Origin of the sequence: Pseudomonas putida NBRC 14164, assembly GCF_000412675.1 — a bacterium.
Taxonomy (GTDB): Bacteria; Pseudomonadota; Gammaproteobacteria; order Pseudomonadales; family Pseudomonadaceae; genus Aquipseudomonas; species Aquipseudomonas putida.
Genome location: NC_021505.1, coordinates 3060800 through 3079686, shown reverse-complemented (window position 1 = coordinate 3079686; position 18887 = coordinate 3060800). Strand labels below are relative to the sequence as shown.

The following is an 18887-nucleotide window of genomic DNA, read 5'->3' as shown; positions in this document are numbered from 1 at the left end:
ACAACACAGATGACGAATTCGTCGATTTCCGGGCGCGCCGCCATTGCAGGGCTGGGCGCGACCGAGTTTTCCAAGAATTCCGGGCGCACCGAACTGCGCCTGGCCATGGAAGCGACCCTGGCAGCGCTCGAGGACGCCGGAATTGACCCTGGCGAAGTGGAGGGTTTCAGTTCCTATTCGGTCGATAAGGTACCGGAGTACGAAATTGCCCGCCTGCTGGGCTGCAAAGACGTCAAGTTCTTCTCCCAGGTGCCCCACGGTGGCGGCGCCGCCTGCGGGCCGGTGATGCATGCGGCGATGGCGGTGGCCACCGGGGTGGCCAAGGTGGTGGTGGTCTATCGGGCGATGAACGAACGCTCCTGGTACCGCTTCGGTACCGGCAGCTATGGCTTTGCCTCGACGCCGACCTTCGAGAACGTGAACTACGGCTGGTACATGCCGCACGGCTTTCACACCCCGGCGGCCTGGGTCGGCATGTTTGCCCAGCGCTACATGCACACCTACGGTGCTACCTCCGAGGACTTTGGCCGGGTGGCGGTGGCAGTGCGCGATTTTGCCGCCACCAACCCCCAGGCATTTTTCTACGGCAAGCCCATCACCCTTGAAGAACACCAGGCCTCGCGCTGGATCTGCGAGCCGTTGCACCTGCTGGACTGTTGCCAGGAGTCCGATGGCGCGGTGGCCATGGTGATCACCTCGGCCGAGCGGGCCAGAGACCTCAAGCAAAAGCCTGTGATCATCAAGGCCGGCTCCCAGGGCATCAGCGCCGGGCAACAAGTGATGACCTCCTACTACCGCGACGACATTACCGGGCTGCCGGAAATGGGTGTGGTCGCCAAAGAGCTTTACAGCCAGTCGGGCCTGGACCCGGAGGCGTTGCAGACTGCCGTGATCTACGACCACTTCACGCCATTCGTACTGCCGCAACTGGAAGAATTCGGCTTTGCAAGGCGCGGTGAGGCCAAGGAATTCATCCGTGCCGGGCACCACGCCCGTGGCGGCAAACTGCCAATCAATACCCACGGCGGGCAGTTGGGCGAAGCCTACATCCACGGCATGAACGGCATCGCCGAAGCCGTGCGGCAGGTTCGGGGTACGGCGGCCAACCAGGTGGACAGTGTTGAAAACGTGTTGGTGACCGCCGGAACCGGCGTGCCCACCAGCGGCCTGATTCTCGGCGCGGTATAAGGAGCGTCCCATGTTCGTCGATCTCACCCCCGAACAGCATGCCCTGAGGCTGAAGGTCCGGGACTATTTCCAGAACCTGATGACCCCCGAGCTTCGCCAGCAGATGCGCGGCACCGAAGGCGGCGAGCTGTTTCGCCGCACCATCGCCCAGATCGGCCGTGACGGCTGGCTGGCGGTTGGCTGGCCGAAGGCCTATGGCGGCCAGGGTTACGCGGCCACTGAGCAATTGATCTTCTTCGAAGAAGCCAACATCGCTGGCGCACCGCTGCCGTTCGTGACCATCAGCACCGTTGGCCCGGCCCTCATGGCCCACGGCTCGGCGCTGCAAAAAGAAAAATTCCTGCCCGGTATCGCCGCCGGCGAGATCAACTTTGCCATCGGCTACTCCGAAGCCAGTGCCGGCAGCGACCTGGCCGTGCTGAAAACCACCGCGCGCGAAGACGCCGACGGCTTTTTGGTCAACGGCAGCAAACTGTGGACCTCGGGCGCCGACTCGGCCGACTACATCTGGTTGGCGGCACGTACTGATCCTGAGCAGGCGCGGCACAAGGGCATCTCGATCCTGATTCTCGATACCCAGGCCGAAGGCTTCTCCAGTACGCTGATTCCAACCTCCGGCAACCCCACGGCCGCCACGTATTACGATAACGTGCGGGTGCCGAGGGATATGCTGGTGGGCGAACTGCACGGTGGCTGGAAACTCATCACCGCACAGCTCAACCACGAGCGCCTGGGCCTGGGTGCCTGGTCGGACAAGGTCGTCAGCCTGTTCAGCCGGGTGTACCTGTGGGCACGTTGTGCCGACGAGCAAGGCCAGCGTGCTACCGACCACGCCTGGGTGCGCCGCGATCTGGCCGAGTGTTATGCCCGGCTCGAAGCCATGCGCCTGATCAACTTCCGTATTGCCGCCGACCTTGAGCGGGACCGCGTCGATGTCGCGCTGGCCTCGACCACCAAGGTCTACGGCTCGGAATCGGCGATCGAGATCCTGCGCAAGCTGTCGGCCATCGTCGGTGCCAGCGGCTTGACGCGGGCGGGCTCTGCAGCGGCTTATCTGCTCGGCGAGCTGGAGTATGAAGTGCGCGCCTCGGTTAACCTGACCTTCGGCGGTGGTACCAATGAAATCCAGCGCGAGTTGATTGCCCAGTTCGGCCTGGGCATGCCGCGCACGCAACGCTGAGTCACCGTTGTACCCTTCAAGCGAATAACAATAACGTCCCTTTCAGGTGAACGAATGAGCGCAATCGAGCAGTTCAGGCAAGCGACGCGCCAATGGCTGGAGGCCAATTGCCCGCCATCGCTGCGCACGGCCACCCCCGACGGCGAAATCGTCTGGGGTGGCCGTCAAGTAGACTTTCCCAGTGAAGACGCCCGGCTCTGGTTCGAGCGTATGCGTGACAAAGGCTGGTTCTGCCCGCAATGGCCCAGCGAATACGGCGGTGGCGGGTTGAGCGCCGAGTACAACGCGGTGCTGGAAAGCGAGCTGCGCCGGCTAAAGTGTCGGCCGGCGCAGATCAACCTGGGCATCTGGATGCTCGGCCCGGTGCTGCTGGAGTTCGGTAGCGAAGCGCAGAAGCAGGCGCTGCTGCCACCGATGTGTCGCGGCGAAGTGCGCTGGTGCCAGGGCTTCTCCGAGCCCAATGCCGGTTCCGACCTTGCCAGCCTGAAAACCTCGGCGGTGGTCGATGGCGATGACTTCGTGGTCAACGGCACCAAGATCTGGACCTCCTATGGCGACAAGTCCGACTGGATGTACGCCCTGGTGCGTACTGATCCGAAGGCGCCCAAGCATCAGGGGATCAGCCTGATCGTGCTCGACATGAAAAGCCCTGGGGTGAGTGTTTCACCGATTGACCTGATCAGCGGCAAATCGGCTTTTTGCCAGGTGTTCTTCGATAACGTGCGTGTTCCGCAAAGCCAGTTGATCGGGCCGCTCAACGGAGGCTGGAACCTGGGCAAGAGCCTGCTGCAGCACGAGCGCAAGGCCATGTCCAAGTTCGGCGAGTTCAGCCTGCCCACGCACTTTCACCTGCTGCCGTTGATCGAACGCTACCTGCCCGACAGCCAGGCGCCTGCCGACCAGGCCCTGCGTGCTCGGGCCCAGGCCTGCGCGATGAATGAACATGCCTACAACCTCACCGTGCAGCGCATGGGCGAGGAGGCCCGGGCTGGCCTGGATATCAGCGCGATCATGGCCATCATGAAACTGGTGCATACCGAGCAGGAACGCGACAAGTTCGAGATTCTCCTCGATGCCCTTGGCTACCGCGCGCTGGGCGTTGAAGGCGAGCCGTTCAGCGGCCAGGAACTGGCGATTACCCGAGGCTGGCTCAACAGCTATGCCCTGACCATTTCCGGCGGTTCGTCGGAGGTGCAGTTGAATGTCATCGCCAAGCGGGTCTTGAACCTGCCCAGTGCTTGAGGGGAGTTTGAACATGAGTCTGGTGTATAGCGAAGAGCAACGCCTGTTGGCCGACAGCGCCCGCGAATTCCTCGCGGCGCGCAGCCCGGTGGCGGCGCAGCGGCGCCTGCGCGATGAGGCAAGCGTGCCAGGGTATGACCCGCAGCTGTGGCAAGAAGCCGTGGGCCTGGGCTGGAGTGGCATTCCATTTCCCGAGGCATTGGGCGGGCTTGAATTCGGCTGCATGGGGCTGGGGCCGATTTTCGAGGCCATAGGCAGAAACCTCTCGGCTTCACCCTTGTTGTCCAGTGTGGTACTCGGTGGCTCGCTGATCCACCTGGCTGGCGGCGCGGCGCAACAGGACCAGTGGCTGACGGCGGTGATCAGTGGCGAGCGGCGCGTGGCCCTGGCACTGGATGAAAAGCCGCGCCATGCCCCTGAGCATACGGCACTGACGGCGACGGCCGAGGCTGGTGGTTATCGTCTGGATGGCGAGAAATTCTTCGTCATCGATGGCCTGGGCGCCGATGCCTACCTGGTAGCGGCGCGCACCAGTGGCCGCGCGGGTGAGAAGCAGGGCATCAGTGTATTCCTGATCCCGGCGAACACACCGGGCTTGCAGGTCAGCGCATTGACGCTGATCGACTCGCGCAATTGCGCGCGGCTGCGTCTGAATGCCGTGCAAGTGGCCAGCGAAGCTTTGCTTGGTACGGTCGGTGGGGCTTGGTCGGTGCTGGACGAGGCGCTGGACCGGGGACGTGCTTGCCTGGCCGCTGAGTTGCTCGGCGCTGCCGAGCAACTGTTCGCCATGACCCTGGAGTACCTCAAGACCCGCGTGCAGTTCGATGTCCCCATCGGGTCGTTCCAGGCCCTGCAGCATCGGGCCGCGCGCTTGCATGTGGAGTTGCAGCTGGCCCGCAGCGCGGTGATGGCAGCATTGGCCGCGCTCGATGACAGCGCATTGAGCGCGGCCGAGCGCGGGCGGCTGGTGAGCCTGGGCAAATGGAAGGCCGGCGAGGTGGCCGCCCAGGTCAGTAATGAGGCGGTGCAGATGCACGGTGGCATCGGTGTCACCGATGAACTGGACGTCGGCCTTTACCTCAAGCGGGTTCGCGTGGCCCAGGCGTGCCTGGGTGACAGTGATTTCCAGTGCGCGCGTTACGCCGCTTTTGCGTCTTTGGAGAACTGAGAACATGAAGCTGGAACAGTGGCGCAACGCCTGGCAGCAATTGATTGGCCCTGGTTCGCCGTTCGAGGTGGTGTCTTCGCCCAACGACGGCCTGCGGTATTTTCGCCATGCACCTGCAAACTTGCTCGAAGCCATCGATGCAGGCCGTGCACACGGTGAGCGTGAGTTCCTGGTGTGGGAGCAGCAACGTCTGACGTTCGCCGGCTTTTTCGATCAGGTCGACCGCCTGGCTGCGCAACTGGCGCAGCGCTTCGGGGTAAAGCAGGGTGATCGAGTGGCCATTGCCATGCGCAATCAGCCGGCCTGGCTGGTGGCCTTCGTGGCGGTGCAGCGTTGTGGCGCGGTGTGCGTGCCGTTGAACAGCTGGGGCCTGCGTGACGAATTGTTCCATGGCCTGCAAGACAGCGGTGCGCAGGTGCTGGTCTGTGACGAACAACGCCTGCAACTGCTGACCAGCGACCTGCTCGCACAGCGGCTGGTCAGCATTGTGGTTGGCGTGCCGGCGGGGCAAGCATTAGCGGCCAACTGCCAGCGTTTCGAAGAGCTGATCCAGGGGCCGCTGCTAGCGCTGCCGGCCATCGAGATCAATCCGGCTGACCCGGCGCTTATCCTCTATACCTCTGGCACCACAAGCCGGGCCAAGGGCGTGCTGTCCAGCCATCGGGCCATTTGCCAGGCGCTGGCAGCACTGGAGTTCCAGTCGGCGTTCTGCGCCGTGAGTTCGCCCGAACGGATCCAGGCGGTGATCGCCAGTGGCTTGGCACCGACCAACCTGATGGCGGTGCCGCTGTTCCATGTCAGTGGCCTGCACGCGCAGTTTTTGCTGGGGCTGCGCAGCGGCAGGCGCTTGTTGCTGATGTACAAATGGGACGTGGACAAAGCGTTCGACCTGATTCGCGACGAGCGCTGCACCCAGTTCAATGGCGCACCGGTAATGATGCAGCAATTGCTTGGCTCGCCGCGGTTTGCCAGCACCGACAGCGACAGCCTGTACGGCCTCGGCCTGGGCGGGGCGGTGGCCTCCAGTCGGCTGCTGGCGCATATCAGCAAGCGCAAGCCCCATGCAATTGGTGGCAGTGGCTATGGCTTGACCGAAAGCAACGGCATCGGTGCCGCAGTGGGCGGCGATCAGTTCGTCTACAAACCCGACTCGGTGGGCTGGCCGCTGCCGATCGTGGATGTATGCATTGGGCCGGACCCGTATTCACCGCTACCGGCGGGGCGCAGCGGTTTGATCTGGCTACGTTCGCCGACCTTGATGAGCGCTTACTGGCGGCTGCCTGAAGCCAGTGCCGAGACCTTGCGCGACGGTTGGCTGGACACCGGTGATATCGGCCATCTGGACGACGAGGGCTTTCTGTACATCACTGACCGTGCCAAGGACCTGATCAACCGGGCGGGCGAGAAGATATCCGCCAGTGAAGTGGAGTCGTGTATCTGCGAAATGCCTGGCGTGACCGAGGCGGCCGCCTTTGCCCTGGACGATGAGGAACTGGGCGAGCGCCTGGCCCTGGTATTGCGCAGCGAACTGCAGCCAGCGCCTACCCCGGAGCAAGTGTGTGCCTTTATCGGCCAGCGCCTGGCGGCCTACAAGGTACCGGCCGAGGTACACCTGCGCCGCGATCCGCTGCCGCGTAATGCGTCGGGCAAGGTGATCAAGGCGCAACTGAAGGAATCATTGGTCGGCGCCTGACTGATTAGTCTTTCCGGACGATGTACTCCCCCGCAGATCAGGAACAATGGAGGTACCCCAGTAGTCCTGGTCTGCGAAGGAGCCAACCGATGAAAATAACAACAAAAGGCGTGATGTTCGTAGCTGCAGTGGCCGCCAATGTCGGCCTGCAAGGCAACGCACTTGCGCAAGTGTCGCCTGAAGAGGCTGCCAAACTCGGCAAGGAACTGACCTGTGTCGGTGCCGAGAAAGCCGGTAATGCCGAGGGCACCATCCCGCCCTACACCGGCAAGTACCTTGGCGAAGTGCCGGGCTGGAACCATGTGAAGTTCTCTGGCGATCAACCTGTCGACCCTTACGCCAACGAAAAGCCCATCCTGGTGATCACCGCGCAGAACATGGGCCAGTACGAGAGCCATTTGACCGAAGGCCAGAAGGCCCTGCTCAAGCGCTATCCCACCACCTACAAAATGAACATCTACCCGGGCCATCGGGACTTCCGTTACCCGGACTACGTCTGCGAGCGGGCGATGAAGAACGCCTTGAGCGCCAAGCTGGTCGACGACGGCATGGGCATCGAGGGGATTGGCCAAGTCCCGTTCCCGATTCCGAAAAACGGCATGGAGCTGCTGTGGAACCACCAGTTGCCGGCACGGGCCTACACCGAAGAAAAGGTCAGCGACCTGGCTTCGGTGTTGCCAAACGGCAGCATCGGCTGGGGCCGCGCCTATGCGCGCAACCTCTCGCAAGCGAACTCACCGACCGTCGAGCCAAAAACCGAAGGCCAGATACAGGCCATGAGCTGGAACACCACCTTGAAGCCGGTGCGCGACAACGGTGTGGTGAGTATTTCGCAAGAGCCCTATAACTTCCTCGCCAACCCCCGCCAGGCCTGGAGCTACAGCCCGTCCACCCGGCGTGTGCGGCAACTGCCTGGCTACGGGTACGATCAACCAATGATCGGCACCAACGGCACGATGACGGTTGACGAAGACCGTCTTTACAACGGTTCGCCCGAGCGCTTCAACTGGACGCTGATCGGCAAGCGCGAAGTCTACGTGCCGGCCAACGCCTTCAAACCCAATACCGGTGACATCAAGTACGCCGACATGCTTACCCCCAACCACCCCAACCCCGACTACATGCGCTACGAGCTGCGCCGTGTGTGGGTGCTTGAGGCCAAGTTGAAAGAAGGCTACCGCCATGTGTACGGCAAGCGTGTGCTGTTTATTGACGAAGACACCTGGAACGCAGTGGTTGCGGACAACTATGACAGCCGTGGTGCCTTGTGGAAGCACGCGATGATCAATTACTACTACCACCCGGACATGAGCGCCTGGCAGGCCGGTTCGCAGTTCTTCATGGACCTTAACTCGGGCCAGTACACCGGCTACGCCATGACCAACGAATCGAAGAAAGGGCCGATTCTCAACGAAGCCAAATTCACCCCGGATATGTACACCGCTGATGCGGCTAGGGCGATGGGGCGGTAACGACAAAGCCAAAAAAACCCCAGGTAGAACCTGGGGTTTTTTTTGGCTTCAGGCTTCTCGCCCAGCGCGATTGCCGGCGGCGATGGCGCCTTCGATATAACCCAGGCTCTGACAGTCACCAATGCTCACCACCTTCAACCCGGCACTGCCCAGTGCATCGCTCAGGCGGGTATCAGGCGTCGCACCACTGGCCAGCACCACGGAGTCCCCGCGCACCTCGGCAGCTTCACCTTCGGCTGTCTGATAGCGCACGCGGTTACCGTCGATGGCGGTAACGCTCACCCCGGTCAGCAGCTGGCCACCGTGCACACGGATGCCATGCAGCACCCGCCAACGCCGCACAATCGCCAGTTCCCGGCCCAGGTGGCCGCTGCTTTCCAGCACACACACCTGACGCCCACGCGCCATCAGGAACTCCGCCAGTTCCAGCCCCACCAGCCCACCGCCGACAATGATCACGCGTTTGCCCAAGGGCATCCACACGCGTGACAGCTTTTGCATGGCATCGGTGCTGTCGGTGACGCCGATCAGGTTGCCGGCCTTCATCAGGGTGCGTTGCGTCAGCGACAGCTTGCGCCGGGCGATCTCTTCGGCACGGTCGCCGGTCATCAGCCGGCGCAGTTCATCACCACTCCAGACATGATCCTGCTCGGCGCCTGGGATGCCCGGTGCGGCGCGCTGTGCGCCGGTGGCCACAATCACTTGATCGACGCCCAGGTCGCGCAGCAAGGCTGCATCCACCGTACTGCCCATGCGTACATCGATGGGCAGTTGCCGCACCTGGTACAGGAGGTTGTCGAGCAGGCGTCCGTTTTCGGGGTAGGCGAGGGCAGCAAAGAACAGGGTGCCGCCCAGGCGGTCACTGCGCTCCAGCAGCGTCACGCGATGGCCACGCAATGCCGCCACGCGAGCGGCTTCCAGGCCTGCCGGGCCACCGCCGATCACCGCAACATGTTGCGGGGCTGCAACCGGCGTGATGATGCGCTCGCTTTCATGCCCGGTTTGCGGGTTGACCGCGCATTTGACCCGCTCGTTGATAAAGATCTGGCTCACGCACACATAGCAGTAAATGCACGGTCGAATGGCCTGCAGCTCACCGGCCTGCAGTTTGTTGGGCAATTGTGGGTCGGCCAGCAACTTGCGGCCCATGGCGATGAAATCACACTGGCCGGCGGCAATCGCGGCGTCGCCGGTTTCTGGTTCGATACGCCCGACTGCAATCACCGGAATGCTCACGCATTGCTTGAGGGCCGCTGTCCATTCGAGAAAAGCCCCGGGCTTTTGCACCAGCGGCGCTTCGGTAAAGGCCACGCCGCTACTGGTCATGGCGTAGGCCGAGACACTGACTGCATCGGCGCCAGCGCCCTCAGCCAGGCGAGCAACCGCCTTGGCGTCGTCGAGGGTGATGCCCCCGGGGGTGAGCAGTTCTTCGGCATCCAGCCGCAGCCAGACGCCAAAGCCGGTGCCAACCCGCGCGCGTATGGCCGCCAGGACCTCAAGCAGCAAGCGCGCACGGTTTTCCACTGCGCCACCGTATGCATCTTCACGCCGGTTGTAATACGGCGATAGAAAGCCGGCGATGATGTAGTTGTGCGCGGCATGGATTTCCACACCGTCGAACCCGGCGCGCTGTGCACGCTCGGCAGCGGCTGCGAACCATTCGACCATCTGTGCGATGTCGTAGTGGTCCATCACCCGCATCTCGATGCCGCCTTTGCGACCGCGTACGGCGCTGACAAAGGAGGCGAGTTCTTCCGGGGTCAAGGCCTGCATCATGTCGGAGGTACTGGCCGGGGGCAACGACGGCACCCACAGCGGCCGGCCCGCAGCCATGTCCCGTATGGCGTTCTTGCCGGCGTGCTGCAGCTGCATGGCGATCTTTGCGCCGTGCCTGTGCACGCGTCCAGCCAGTTGGGCAAGGCCCGGGATGAATTCATCAGAAGAGACACCGACCTGGTAAGGCTCGGCGGTACCGGCGGGGAAGGCGACGGCGCACACGCCCATGATCAACAGCCCGGCACCGCCTTCGGCACGTGCTTCGTAGTAGGCCTGGATACGTTCGCCACAGTGCCCGTCGGCTTCGGCGAAGTTGGAGCCCATGGGCGCCATGATGATGCGATTACGCAGTTGAAGGGGGCCGATGCGGCCAGGCGCAAGCAACTGGGAGAGTTTTGTCATTGTTATGTCAGCCCTTGGTGGAAGCCAGTCGATACGACAGCGGCCAGGTTGCTGCTGTCGCAAGGTACGTTGCGTACGACGACTAGGCTTGGCGCAGGAACTCGAGGCAGGAACGGTTGAACAACTCACGGTGCTCCACCTGGACCCAATGTCCACAGCGATTGAGCAGAATAAAGCGGGCGTCAGGGGCGTTGTCGAGCACTTTCATCGCGCCACCGACCGGGTTGAAGTTGTCGTTGGTGCCCCAGAACCCCAGAATCGGTACGCACAGCTCCTCGAGGCGCTCGGTCATGTTCGGCACCATCATGGTCGAGAACAGGCAGTGCGGCTGGTATTTGGCCACGGCAACGCGTTCGGCCAGCAGGCTGTCGGGCAGTTGCGAGGCATCGAACAGCTGCAGGCTCATGATCTGGCGCATTTTGTCGATGTCGAGCGGGCCGGCATTGAACAGCTCGACCATGCGCTGAATACCGATCTTCTTGAAGTAGGTTTCGCGCTCTTCGACACCGCCCGGGGCCATCAGGATCAGCTTGTCGAGCATTTGCGGTTCGGCCAGCCCCAGGCCAATGGCGATGGCACCACCCAGGGAATTGCCGAGCAGGGTACAACGATGCACTTCAAGGGCCTTGAGCAAGCCGGACACGGCGTTGACGAAGAAATCCAGGTTGTACTGGACGTTGTCGGGCTTGTCCGAACGGCCGAAGCCGGGCAGGTCGATCACCAGGTTACGAAAGCCGGACGCGACGAACTCTGGGTAGTTGCCCTTGAAATTGCTGTAGCCACTGGCGCCCGGGCCACTGCCATGCAACCACACCACGACAGGGCCGCTGCCTTCGTCGAGGTAATGCAGGCGCAGGCCGTTGTCGAGGGTGACGAAGTGGCCGATAGGCAACGGTAGGTCTTGTTCTGACATCTTCGAATCTCCATTGATCAGGCAGTTACGGCATTTTCAGGGGTGGCAGTCGGTGCAGCCGATCGCTGCAGTTGCGCGCGGTAGCGGGGCAGGGCCATGCCCAGGAATACGGTCGAGAGCATCAGCATCGAAATGGAGGCGGCCAGCGCATAGCGCAGTGCCTCGGTGCCGAGGGCCGGGGTGAACAGATCGCTGAGTACCCCGATCAGCAGCGGGCCGACGCCGACACCCAGTAGGGTCATGGCCATGACAAAGATTGAAGTTGCCTGGGCCAGGCGCGCTGCCGGGAACAAATGCGTGACGGCGCCCAGGCACGGGGTCGCCCACCAGGTACCAAAGAAGGCAAAACCTGCATAGAAGAGAAACGCGGTCGGTACCGGGGTGCTACCCAGGTGGAACAGAATGCCGGTTGGCCAGAGGAAGTACGCCAACGCGAACGGGATACTCACCAGCGTGGCAAGCAGCGGTACGCCGATCTGCCAGCCGGCATCACGGCGGGCCATGCGGTCGGAAATGATGCCGCAGGCCAAGGTGCCGAAGGTGGCACCGCTGCCGCCCACGACGCCGACCAGAAAGCCTGCGTCCTGAAGGTTCAAACCGTGGGAGCGGATCAGGAAACTCGGGCTCCAGGTGCCAATCGCATAGCCGGCGATGGCGCTGGATGCGCCGGTCAGCACCAGCCAAAGAAACGATGGGGTCTCCATCAGCTTGGCCACGGTCTTTGCCCAGCCTTCCTGGGCGACCTGGACCTTGGTCTGCACTTCGCTGGCAATTTTCGGCGCACGGACCGTAAGCCACAGCAGCAGCCCCAGCAGGATGCCCGGTACGCCAATGATCAGGAACGCCGAGCGCCAGCCGTAATGCTGGGCGATCCAGCCACCGAAACCGAGGCCGAATATGGCGCCGAAGCTTGAGCCGAGCATCAGGATGGACAACGCAGTGGAGCGATTTTTTGCTGGGTAAAGCTGCGAAATCATCGCCACCGAAGGCGCCGTGCCGCCCGCTTCACCAACGGCTACGCCGATCCGCGCCAACACCAGCAGCCAGAAGCTGGTGGCCAGGCCGCAGGCCATGGTCATCACACTCCAGGCAATGCAGCATGCTGCAATCACCGGTTTCGGCCCGATACGGTCGGAAAGCCGGCCCAAAGGGAAGCCGAACAGGGTATAGAACACCGCAAATGTCACCCCCGAGAGCAGGCCGATGCCCGTGTCGGAAATGCCGAACTCCGCCTTGACCGGTTCGATCAGGATCGCCATCAACTGCCGGTCGATGTAGTTGAAGATGTAAATCACGGCCAGCACGAACAGTGCGTAGTGGCTACGCCAGGTGACGCGGTTGGAAGAGTTCACGACGGGTGCTCCCGGTTTTGTTCTAGTGAGCAGGAGCGTGGCGCCGATCACGCTCGGGCACATCGTCCATTCAGACCACTTGCTTACGGCACACAGGGCAAGCGCGGCTGCGTAGTCTTATCGGACGATGTTGCGGTTTTGTACAGGGTTAATGATTTGTCCCGTGCTCGATCATCCAGCGCGTTGTGCAGCTGATCGGGGAAGCCAAGGCTTGCGGGAGATCAACGATGAAGTTAGCGAACAAAGTGGCCCTGATCACGGGTGCCGGGCAAGGCATGGGGCGGGCGATTGCCCAGCGCTTTGCAGAGGCCGGCGCACGGGTGGTGGCGGCCGACATCAACCTGCAGGCTGCCGAGCAGACGATCGAAGGGCTCGGTGAGCACGCCTTGGCGCTGGCGTGCAACGTCGCCGACAGCGACTCGGTGGCGGCGGCGATGCACAGGCTGGAAGCCCGGTTCGGTGCCCTCGACATCCTGGTGAATAACGCCGGTGTCGGTTCAGTCGACACCTTTGTCGACACCCCGGACGCGCATTGGCAGCGGGTCATTGGGGTCAACCTCACGGGCACCTTCCTGTGCAGCCGTGAAGCGGTGCGGCTGATGCAAAAGCACGCCATTCAGGGTGTGGTGATCAATATCTCCAGCACCGCCGCGATGACTGGCGAAGGCCCAAGCCATTACTGCGCAGCCAAAGCCGGCGTCATGGGGCTGACCCGCAGCATGGCGCGGGAGCTGGCCGCCAGCGGCATCCGCGTCAACACCCTGGTGCCCGGCCCGACCAACACCCCGATGATGGCCGACATCCCCGATGAGTGGCTGCAAGGCATGCTCAAGGCAATCCCCCTGGGCCGTATGGGTGAGGTCGATGAGATCGCCCGCGCCGCCGTGTTTCTGGCCAGTTCCGACGCCAGCTTCATTACCGGTCAGAACCTCGCCGTCAACGGCGGCATGGCCTTCATTTGAACCGGGAGCAGGCAATGAGCACACGACTTCAAGGCAAGATCGCCTTCATTACCGGTGCCAGCTCCGGGATTGGTGCCGCCACCGCCCGACGTTTTGCCCAGGAGGGCGCCACCGTGGTGCTCTGCGGGCGTAATCAGGCGCCATTGGACGCTGTGGCCAGCGCCATTCGCGAAGCGGGTGGCAAGGCCCATTGGCAGGTCGCCGATGTCAGCGACGAGCACGCCTTCGTCAGCGCAATCGAGGCCGCAGCGCAGCAGCATGGCCGCCTGGACATCCTGGTCAACAACGCCATGGCCTACACCTGGGGTGCCATCGACAGCACCAGCACGGGTGACTGGCACGCCAACTTCCGCACCACCGTGGACGGCACGTTCTGGGGCACGCGCACGGCCATGGCGCTGATGAAAGCCCAAGGCGGCGGCGCCATCGTCAACATCGCCTCGATCTGCGGGTTGTTCGGTACGCCCTGGATGGCCGGCTACTCGGCAGCCAAGGCCGCAGTGATCAACTTCAGCCGCGCTGCAGCCAGCGAAGGGGCGGCCAACAGGATTCGCTGCAACGTGGTGGTCCCGGGCGTCATCGAAACCCCGGCAACCGCGGGCATGCTGGCCGACGCCAAGGCCCGTGGCAACACCGAGAAACTGATCCCGCTGCGCCGTATCGGCCAGGCGCAGGAGGTAGCCAACGCGATTCTGTTCCTGGCCAGCGACGAAGCGTCCTATATCACCGGCGCGTGTGTGCCGGTGGATGGCGGGCGCAGCTCGGAACTCTACACGGTGCTGGAGTGATGAGCATGGAACCGAACACGTTGTTGGCACGCATCGACCGGCTTGAGTCGATTGAGGAAATTCGTCAATTGGCGGCCAAGTACTCGCTGTCGCTGGACATGCGCGACCTCGATGCCCACGTCAATCTGTTTGCCGAAGACATCCGCGTCGGCCGCGACAAGACCGGCCGTGCGCATCTGAAAGCGTGGGTCGATGCCACTTTGCGCGATCAGTTCAGCGGCACCTCGCATCACCTGGGCCAGCACATCATCGAACTGCTTGACGCCGACAATGCCGTTGGCGTGGTGTATTCCAAGAACGAGCATGAGACCGGCCCCGAGTGGGTGACCATGCAAATGCTTTATTGGGATGACTACCAGCGCATCGATGGCCGCTGGTACTTCCGTCGCCGCCTGCCGTGCTACTGGTACGCCAGCGACCTCAACAAGCCGCCGATCGGCGAGCGAAAGATGCGCTGGCCAGGGCGTGAACCCTATGCCGGCAGCTTCCACGACCTGTTCCCGTCGTGGGCCGAGTTCTGGGCGCAGCGCCCGGACAAGGACCAACTGCCCGATGTCGCCCCGGCCGCGCCCCTGGAACACTTTCTAGCCACCCTGCGACGCGGTGCTGCGGCACCGAAGATTCGTGTGCGCTGAGGAATCGCGATGAGCATTTTGTTTGAGCCCGTGCGCCTGGGCGAGCTGGAGCTGAGTAACCGCATTGTCATGGCGCCGATGACCCGCAGCCGCGCCACCGCACAGGCGGTGCCGACGGCTGAAATGGTCGACTACTACCGCCAGCGCGCCAGTGCCGGGCTGATCATTGCCGAAGGCACTGCACCGTCCGCCGACGGGCTGGGCTATTGCCGCACGCCGGCCATCTACGACAGCGCGCAGATCGAGGGTTGGCGCCAGATCACCCGGGCGGTGAGGAATGCCGGCGGGCGCATGGTGTTGCAGTTGATGCACGTCGGCCGCGCGGCCAGTTGGCAAAACAAACCAGTCGGGGCACGGACCGTCGCCCCATCGGCGATACGTGCCCGCACCCAGGTGTTCTGCGACGGGGCTGGCCTGGTCGATACCGATGAGCCTCTGGCGTTGAGCCTGGAGGACATTGAGCGCGTGATCGAGCAATACCGGCGCGCGGCCCTGAACGCCCGCGAAGCCGGGTTCGAAGGGGTCGAGCTGCATTGCACCAGTGGTTACCTGCCGATGCAGTTCATGGCGTCGGGCAGCAACCAGCGCAGTGATGCGTATGGCGGCGCGGTAGCCAACCGCGTGCGTTTTCCAGCCCAGGTGCTGGCCGCGATGGCAGCGGCAATCGGCTCGGGGCGTGTGGGGTTCCGCCTGTGCCCTGGTAACCCTTACAACGACATCAGTGACGCAGACCCGGCCGCCACAGCACAAGCCTTGTGCGAGCAGGTCGAGCCGCTTGGCCTGGCGTACCTGCACATCATGCGCTCGCCGCTGGCCGCACTGGATGCCTTTGCCATGGCCCGCAGCCATAGCAGCAGCGGGCTGATCCTCAATGACGGTTTCGACGGGCCTTCGGCCGCTGCGGCAATAGAAGCCGGGCAGGGCGCCGCGGTGTCGTTTGCCCGCCACTTTATCGGCAACCCCGACCTGGTCGAGCGCCTGCGCGCCGGCCTGCCGCTGGCCGGCTTCGACCGCAAGACACTTTATACGAAAGGCTCGCCTGGCTATTCGGACTATCCGACCCACGCCCAGGCGACTGCATGAACAGCCGGTTTTATCGGAGGTAGGGATGAACAATTTCAATAACAACGCAAGCCTGCTGTCCAGTATTGATCGCGGGGTTGTGCCACGCGAACAAACCCAGGCCATCCTTGATCGCCGGGCCGAAGCCGCCGCGCGGATCAAACCTGCGGATCGCTATACCCTGGCTGATCGCCTCGAAGAACAGGCGCAACGCCACGGCGAGCGGCCTTTCGTCATTTATGGCGATCAGCGCTTGAGCTACGCCCAGGTTAACGCGCGGGCCGACCAGCTGGCTCACGTTTTCCATGCCCGAGGCTTGCGCCCCGGCGATGTCTGCGCACTGGCCATGGAGAACCGGCCTGCGTTTTTCTGCTGCTGGTTTGGCCTGGTCAAGCTCGGTGTGGTGGTGGGCTTCGTCAATACCCAGGTCAGTGGCCGGCCGCTGGTGCACGCGCTGGAGGCCATCGAGGCCAAGGCAATGCTGGTCGGCGAGGAAGTGCTGGGCAACGTGCTGGCCACCGAAGGCCTGCCGCCGCTGCCGCTGTGGCTGGTCGAAGATGCCGAGCAACCGTGGGGCGGGGCGATGCCTGCACAGGTTGACACCGGTTTGGCCGAAGCATTGGCCAATGCCCCGTGCACGCCATTCCCGCGTGACCTGCGTGCCGACCTGCGCGCCGAGTCGCCGAGCCTGCTGATTTTTACTTCGGGCACCACGGGTTTGCCAAAAGCGGCGCGTTACAGCCACATGCGCTGGATGTCGACGGGCGACATCATGGAAGTCACCCTGCAGACCACGCCGAGCGACGTGTTTTATTGCTGCCTGCCGCTGTACCACGGCGCTGCGGCCACTTCAGTGACGTCAACCGCGCTGAAAACCGGTGCGGCGATCGTGGTGCGGCGCAAGTTCAGCGTCCGCGAATTCTGGAAGGACGTGCGCGAGCACCGCATCAGCGTGTTCCAGTACATCGGCGAGATCTGCCGCTACCTGCTCAACCAGCCCGAGGCGGCCGGCGAACGCGAGCACGGCCTGCGCTGCATGCTCGGCGCCGGGTTGACGCGTGAAACCTGGCAGAACTGGGTGCAGCGTTTCGGACCGATCCAGGTGTTCGAGGGCTGGGGTTCTACCGAGTCCAATACCAACGTGGTCAACGTCGACAACTATGTGGGCGCCTGCGGGCGCATACCGTTCTGGGACAAGAGCAACCTGCGCCTGGTGCGCTATGACGTTGAAGCCGACAGCCACCCACGCGACGAGCACGGCTTTTACCAGCTCTGCGAAGTGGGTGAAGTGGGTGAAGCCCTGGGCTTGATCATCGACCATCCGCAGATCGGCGGCGGCCGCTTCGAGGGTTACACCTCGGCCGAGGCAACCGACAGCAAGATCCGCCGCAATGTCTTGCGCCATGGGGATGCCTATTGGAGTTCGGGCGACCTGCTGCGTTATGACGAAGACGGCTACCTGTACTTCATCGACCGCATCGGCGACACCTTCCGCTGGAAAAGCGAGAACGTTTCTACTCTGGAGGTGGCGGCCGCGCTGGGCGATTTTGCCGGGCTCGAGCTGATCAACATCTACGGTGTGCAGGTGCCCGGGCAAGAGGGGCGCGCCGGCATGGCGGCGGTGCTGATGCAGCCAGGGCAGCCTTTTGACCCTGAAGCGTTCTACGCGCTGACCGAAGCGCGTTTGCCACGCTATGCGGCGCCTGTGTTCGTGCGGGTGTCGGCGGCGGCCGACCTGACCAGCACCTTCAAATTGCGCAAGGTCGACCTGCAGCGCCAGGGCTACGCGCCGACGGCGTTCAGCGACCCGCTGTTCATCCGTGACGAAAGCAGCCGCAGCTATGTGCCGTACAGCACCCCCGTGCTGGAGCGCATTGGCCTGGCCGCTTTTGCGGGTGACGTCAGTGAGTAGCCTGGATGCCCAGGGGCACGAATGGCGCGCAGGCCTGCGCTTCCCCTGGCCGCAGCCACCGGCCAATGGCGAGGTTCAACAGGTCGCTGAAGGGCTGTTGTGGCTGCGCATGCCGCTGCCGTTCGGGCTTGACCACATCAACCTGTACCTGTTGCGCCACGGCGAGGGCTGGGTGGCGGTCGATACCGGGCTCAACAACACGCAGACCCGCGACATCTGGGAAGCGCTGTTTGTCACGGTGTTGGGTGGTTTACCGCTGCTGGCGGTGATCTGCACGCACTTTCACTCGGACCATGTCGGGGTGCTCGGCTGGTTGACCGAGCGCTTCCGCTGCCCGGTGTTCATGAGCGCCAGTGAATATCAGGCGATGCACCAGTTGGGCGCGCCAGGCGACACCGGCACTAGCTGGGCGTTCTACCAGCATTACCAGCGCGCAGGTTTCAACCAGGAACAGACCGCAGCGTTGTTCCCGCTGCTGGGCTCCGCGCACTTCCGGCCAGAGGTGCCGACCAGCTTCCGGCGCCTGCGTGAAGGCACCCGACTGATGATTGGCGGGCGCCGTTGGCAGGTCCTGATCGGCCGCGGCCATTCGCCGGAACATGCCTGCCTGTACTGCGCCGAGGACGGCCTGTTGATTTCCGGTGACCAGGTGCTGCCGCGCATCACCTCCAGTGTCTGCGTGCAGGTCACCGAGCCCGATGCCGACCCGCTGCGCGACTGGCTGGACTCGGTCGAGCGCTTGCGGGAGGTGCCCGACAGCGTGCTGGTGCTGCCGGCGCATGAACGGCCGTTCTACAACCTGCATCTGCGCCTTGATCAACTGCGCGCACACCACCAAGGGCACTTGCAGCAACTGTTGGCCGCCTGCACCGCGCCGCGCAGTGCCGTGGAGCTGATGGCCGAGCTGTTTCCGAAGGTGAAGGGGCGCTTCGATGAATTGATGGCGATTGGCGAGACCCTGGCGCATGTCAATTACCTGATTGCGCAGGGGCAACTGGTGCGTGAAGAAACAGCCGGCGTGTTCCGCTACGGGCGCACGCCCGAGGGTGTCAACGTTCAGTCGGTGCTAGGGCAGCTGTGAGCGGGCTGAAGGTAACGAGTGGTGTTCTTGCACTTTTGCGCGACCGTCAGGTCGTTAATCG

The 18887-nt window shown here is 63.3% G+C and carries 15 protein-coding genes; 12 read left to right on the top strand and 3 right to left on the bottom strand.

Annotation, left to right across the window (positions count from 1 at the left end):
• Positions 1–9 precede the first annotated feature (9 nt).
• The 6 genes from PP4_RS13685 to PP4_RS13660 all read left to right on the top strand — a co-directional run bounded on the left by PP4_RS13685 (position 10) and on the right by PP4_RS13660 (position 7943).
• Positions 10–1188, top strand: coding sequence for a lipid-transfer protein (locus PP4_RS13685; protein WP_016499782.1), 1179 nt, complete (start codon positions 10–12; stop codon positions 1186–1188).
• 10 nt (positions 1189–1198) lie between these two features.
• Positions 1199–2368: an acyl-CoA dehydrogenase family protein gene (locus PP4_RS13680; RefSeq protein ID WP_016486829.1), complete on the top strand. Its 1170-nt coding sequence runs from the start codon at positions 1199–1201 to the stop codon at positions 2366–2368.
• Between the two features lie 54 nt (positions 2369–2422).
• Positions 2423–3610 (top strand): acyl-CoA dehydrogenase family protein, encoded by a 1188-nt coding sequence (locus PP4_RS13675; protein WP_016499781.1) that lies wholly within the window; start codon positions 2423–2425, stop codon positions 3608–3610.
• A gap of 13 nt (positions 3611–3623) precedes the next feature.
• On the top strand, positions 3624–4778 hold the full coding sequence (locus PP4_RS13670) for an acyl-CoA dehydrogenase family protein (protein ID WP_016499780.1): 1155 nt from the start codon (positions 3624–3626) through the stop codon (positions 4776–4778).
• Positions 4779–4782: 4 nt separating this feature from the next.
• Positions 4783–6471 (top strand): class I adenylate-forming enzyme family protein, encoded by a 1689-nt coding sequence (locus PP4_RS13665; RefSeq protein WP_016499779.1) that lies wholly within the window; start codon positions 4783–4785, stop codon positions 6469–6471.
• An 89-nt stretch (positions 6472–6560) separates the two neighbouring features.
• Positions 6561–7943 carry a DUF1329 domain-containing protein gene (locus PP4_RS13660; protein WP_016499778.1) on the top strand — a complete coding sequence of 461 codons (1383 nt, stop codon included), beginning with the start codon at positions 6561–6563 and terminating at the stop codon, positions 7941–7943.
• A 48-nt stretch (positions 7944–7991) separates the two neighbouring features.
• On the opposite strand, the gene PP4_RS13655 is transcribed toward PP4_RS13660, so the two are convergent.
• The 3 genes from PP4_RS13655 to PP4_RS13645 form a co-directional block, all read right to left on the bottom strand.
• The gene (locus PP4_RS13655; RefSeq protein WP_016499777.1) at positions 7992–10121 is read right to left on the bottom strand and encodes an oxidoreductase; all 2130 of its coding nucleotides are present in this window, start codon (positions 10119–10121) and stop codon (positions 7992–7994) included.
• Between the two features lie 82 nt (positions 10122–10203).
• The gene (locus PP4_RS13650; RefSeq protein WP_016499776.1) at positions 10204–11034 is read right to left on the bottom strand and encodes an alpha/beta fold hydrolase; all 831 of its coding nucleotides are present in this window, start codon (positions 11032–11034) and stop codon (positions 10204–10206) included.
• A 17-nt stretch (positions 11035–11051) separates the two neighbouring features.
• Positions 11052–12386, bottom strand: coding sequence for a spinster family MFS transporter (locus PP4_RS13645; RefSeq protein WP_016499775.1), 1335 nt, complete (start codon positions 12384–12386; stop codon positions 11052–11054).
• A 227-nt stretch (positions 12387–12613) separates the two neighbouring features.
• Here PP4_RS13645 and PP4_RS13640 point away from each other — a divergent pair, with 227 nt between their 5' ends.
• The 6 genes from PP4_RS13640 to PP4_RS13615 are packed head-to-tail and all read left to right on the top strand — an operon-like array spanning position 12614 to position 18826.
• On the top strand, positions 12614–13348 hold the full coding sequence (locus PP4_RS13640) for an SDR family NAD(P)-dependent oxidoreductase (RefSeq protein WP_016499774.1): 735 nt from the start codon (positions 12614–12616) through the stop codon (positions 13346–13348).
• 14 nt (positions 13349–13362) lie between these two features.
• A complete protein-coding gene (locus PP4_RS13635; RefSeq protein WP_016499773.1) occupies positions 13363–14136 on the top strand; it encodes an SDR family NAD(P)-dependent oxidoreductase in 774 nt (257 codons plus the stop codon).
• A gap of 5 nt (positions 14137–14141) precedes the next feature.
• Positions 14142–14771: a nuclear transport factor 2 family protein gene (locus PP4_RS13630; protein WP_016499772.1), complete on the top strand. Its 630-nt coding sequence runs from the start codon at positions 14142–14144 to the stop codon at positions 14769–14771.
• Positions 14772–14780: 9 nt separating this feature from the next.
• On the top strand, positions 14781–15854 hold the full coding sequence (locus PP4_RS13625) for an alkene reductase (protein ID WP_016499771.1): 1074 nt from the start codon (positions 14781–14783) through the stop codon (positions 15852–15854).
• A gap of 25 nt (positions 15855–15879) precedes the next feature.
• Positions 15880–17745, top strand: coding sequence for a long-chain-acyl-CoA synthetase (locus tag PP4_RS13620; protein ID WP_016499770.1), 1866 nt, complete (start codon positions 15880–15882; stop codon positions 17743–17745).
• Positions 17738–18826 (top strand): MBL fold metallo-hydrolase, encoded by a 1089-nt coding sequence (locus tag PP4_RS13615; protein WP_016499769.1) that lies wholly within the window; start codon positions 17738–17740, stop codon positions 18824–18826. The genes PP4_RS13620 and PP4_RS13615 overlap by 8 nt, the downstream gene beginning before the upstream one ends.
• The last annotated feature ends 61 nt before the right edge of the window (positions 18827–18887 follow it).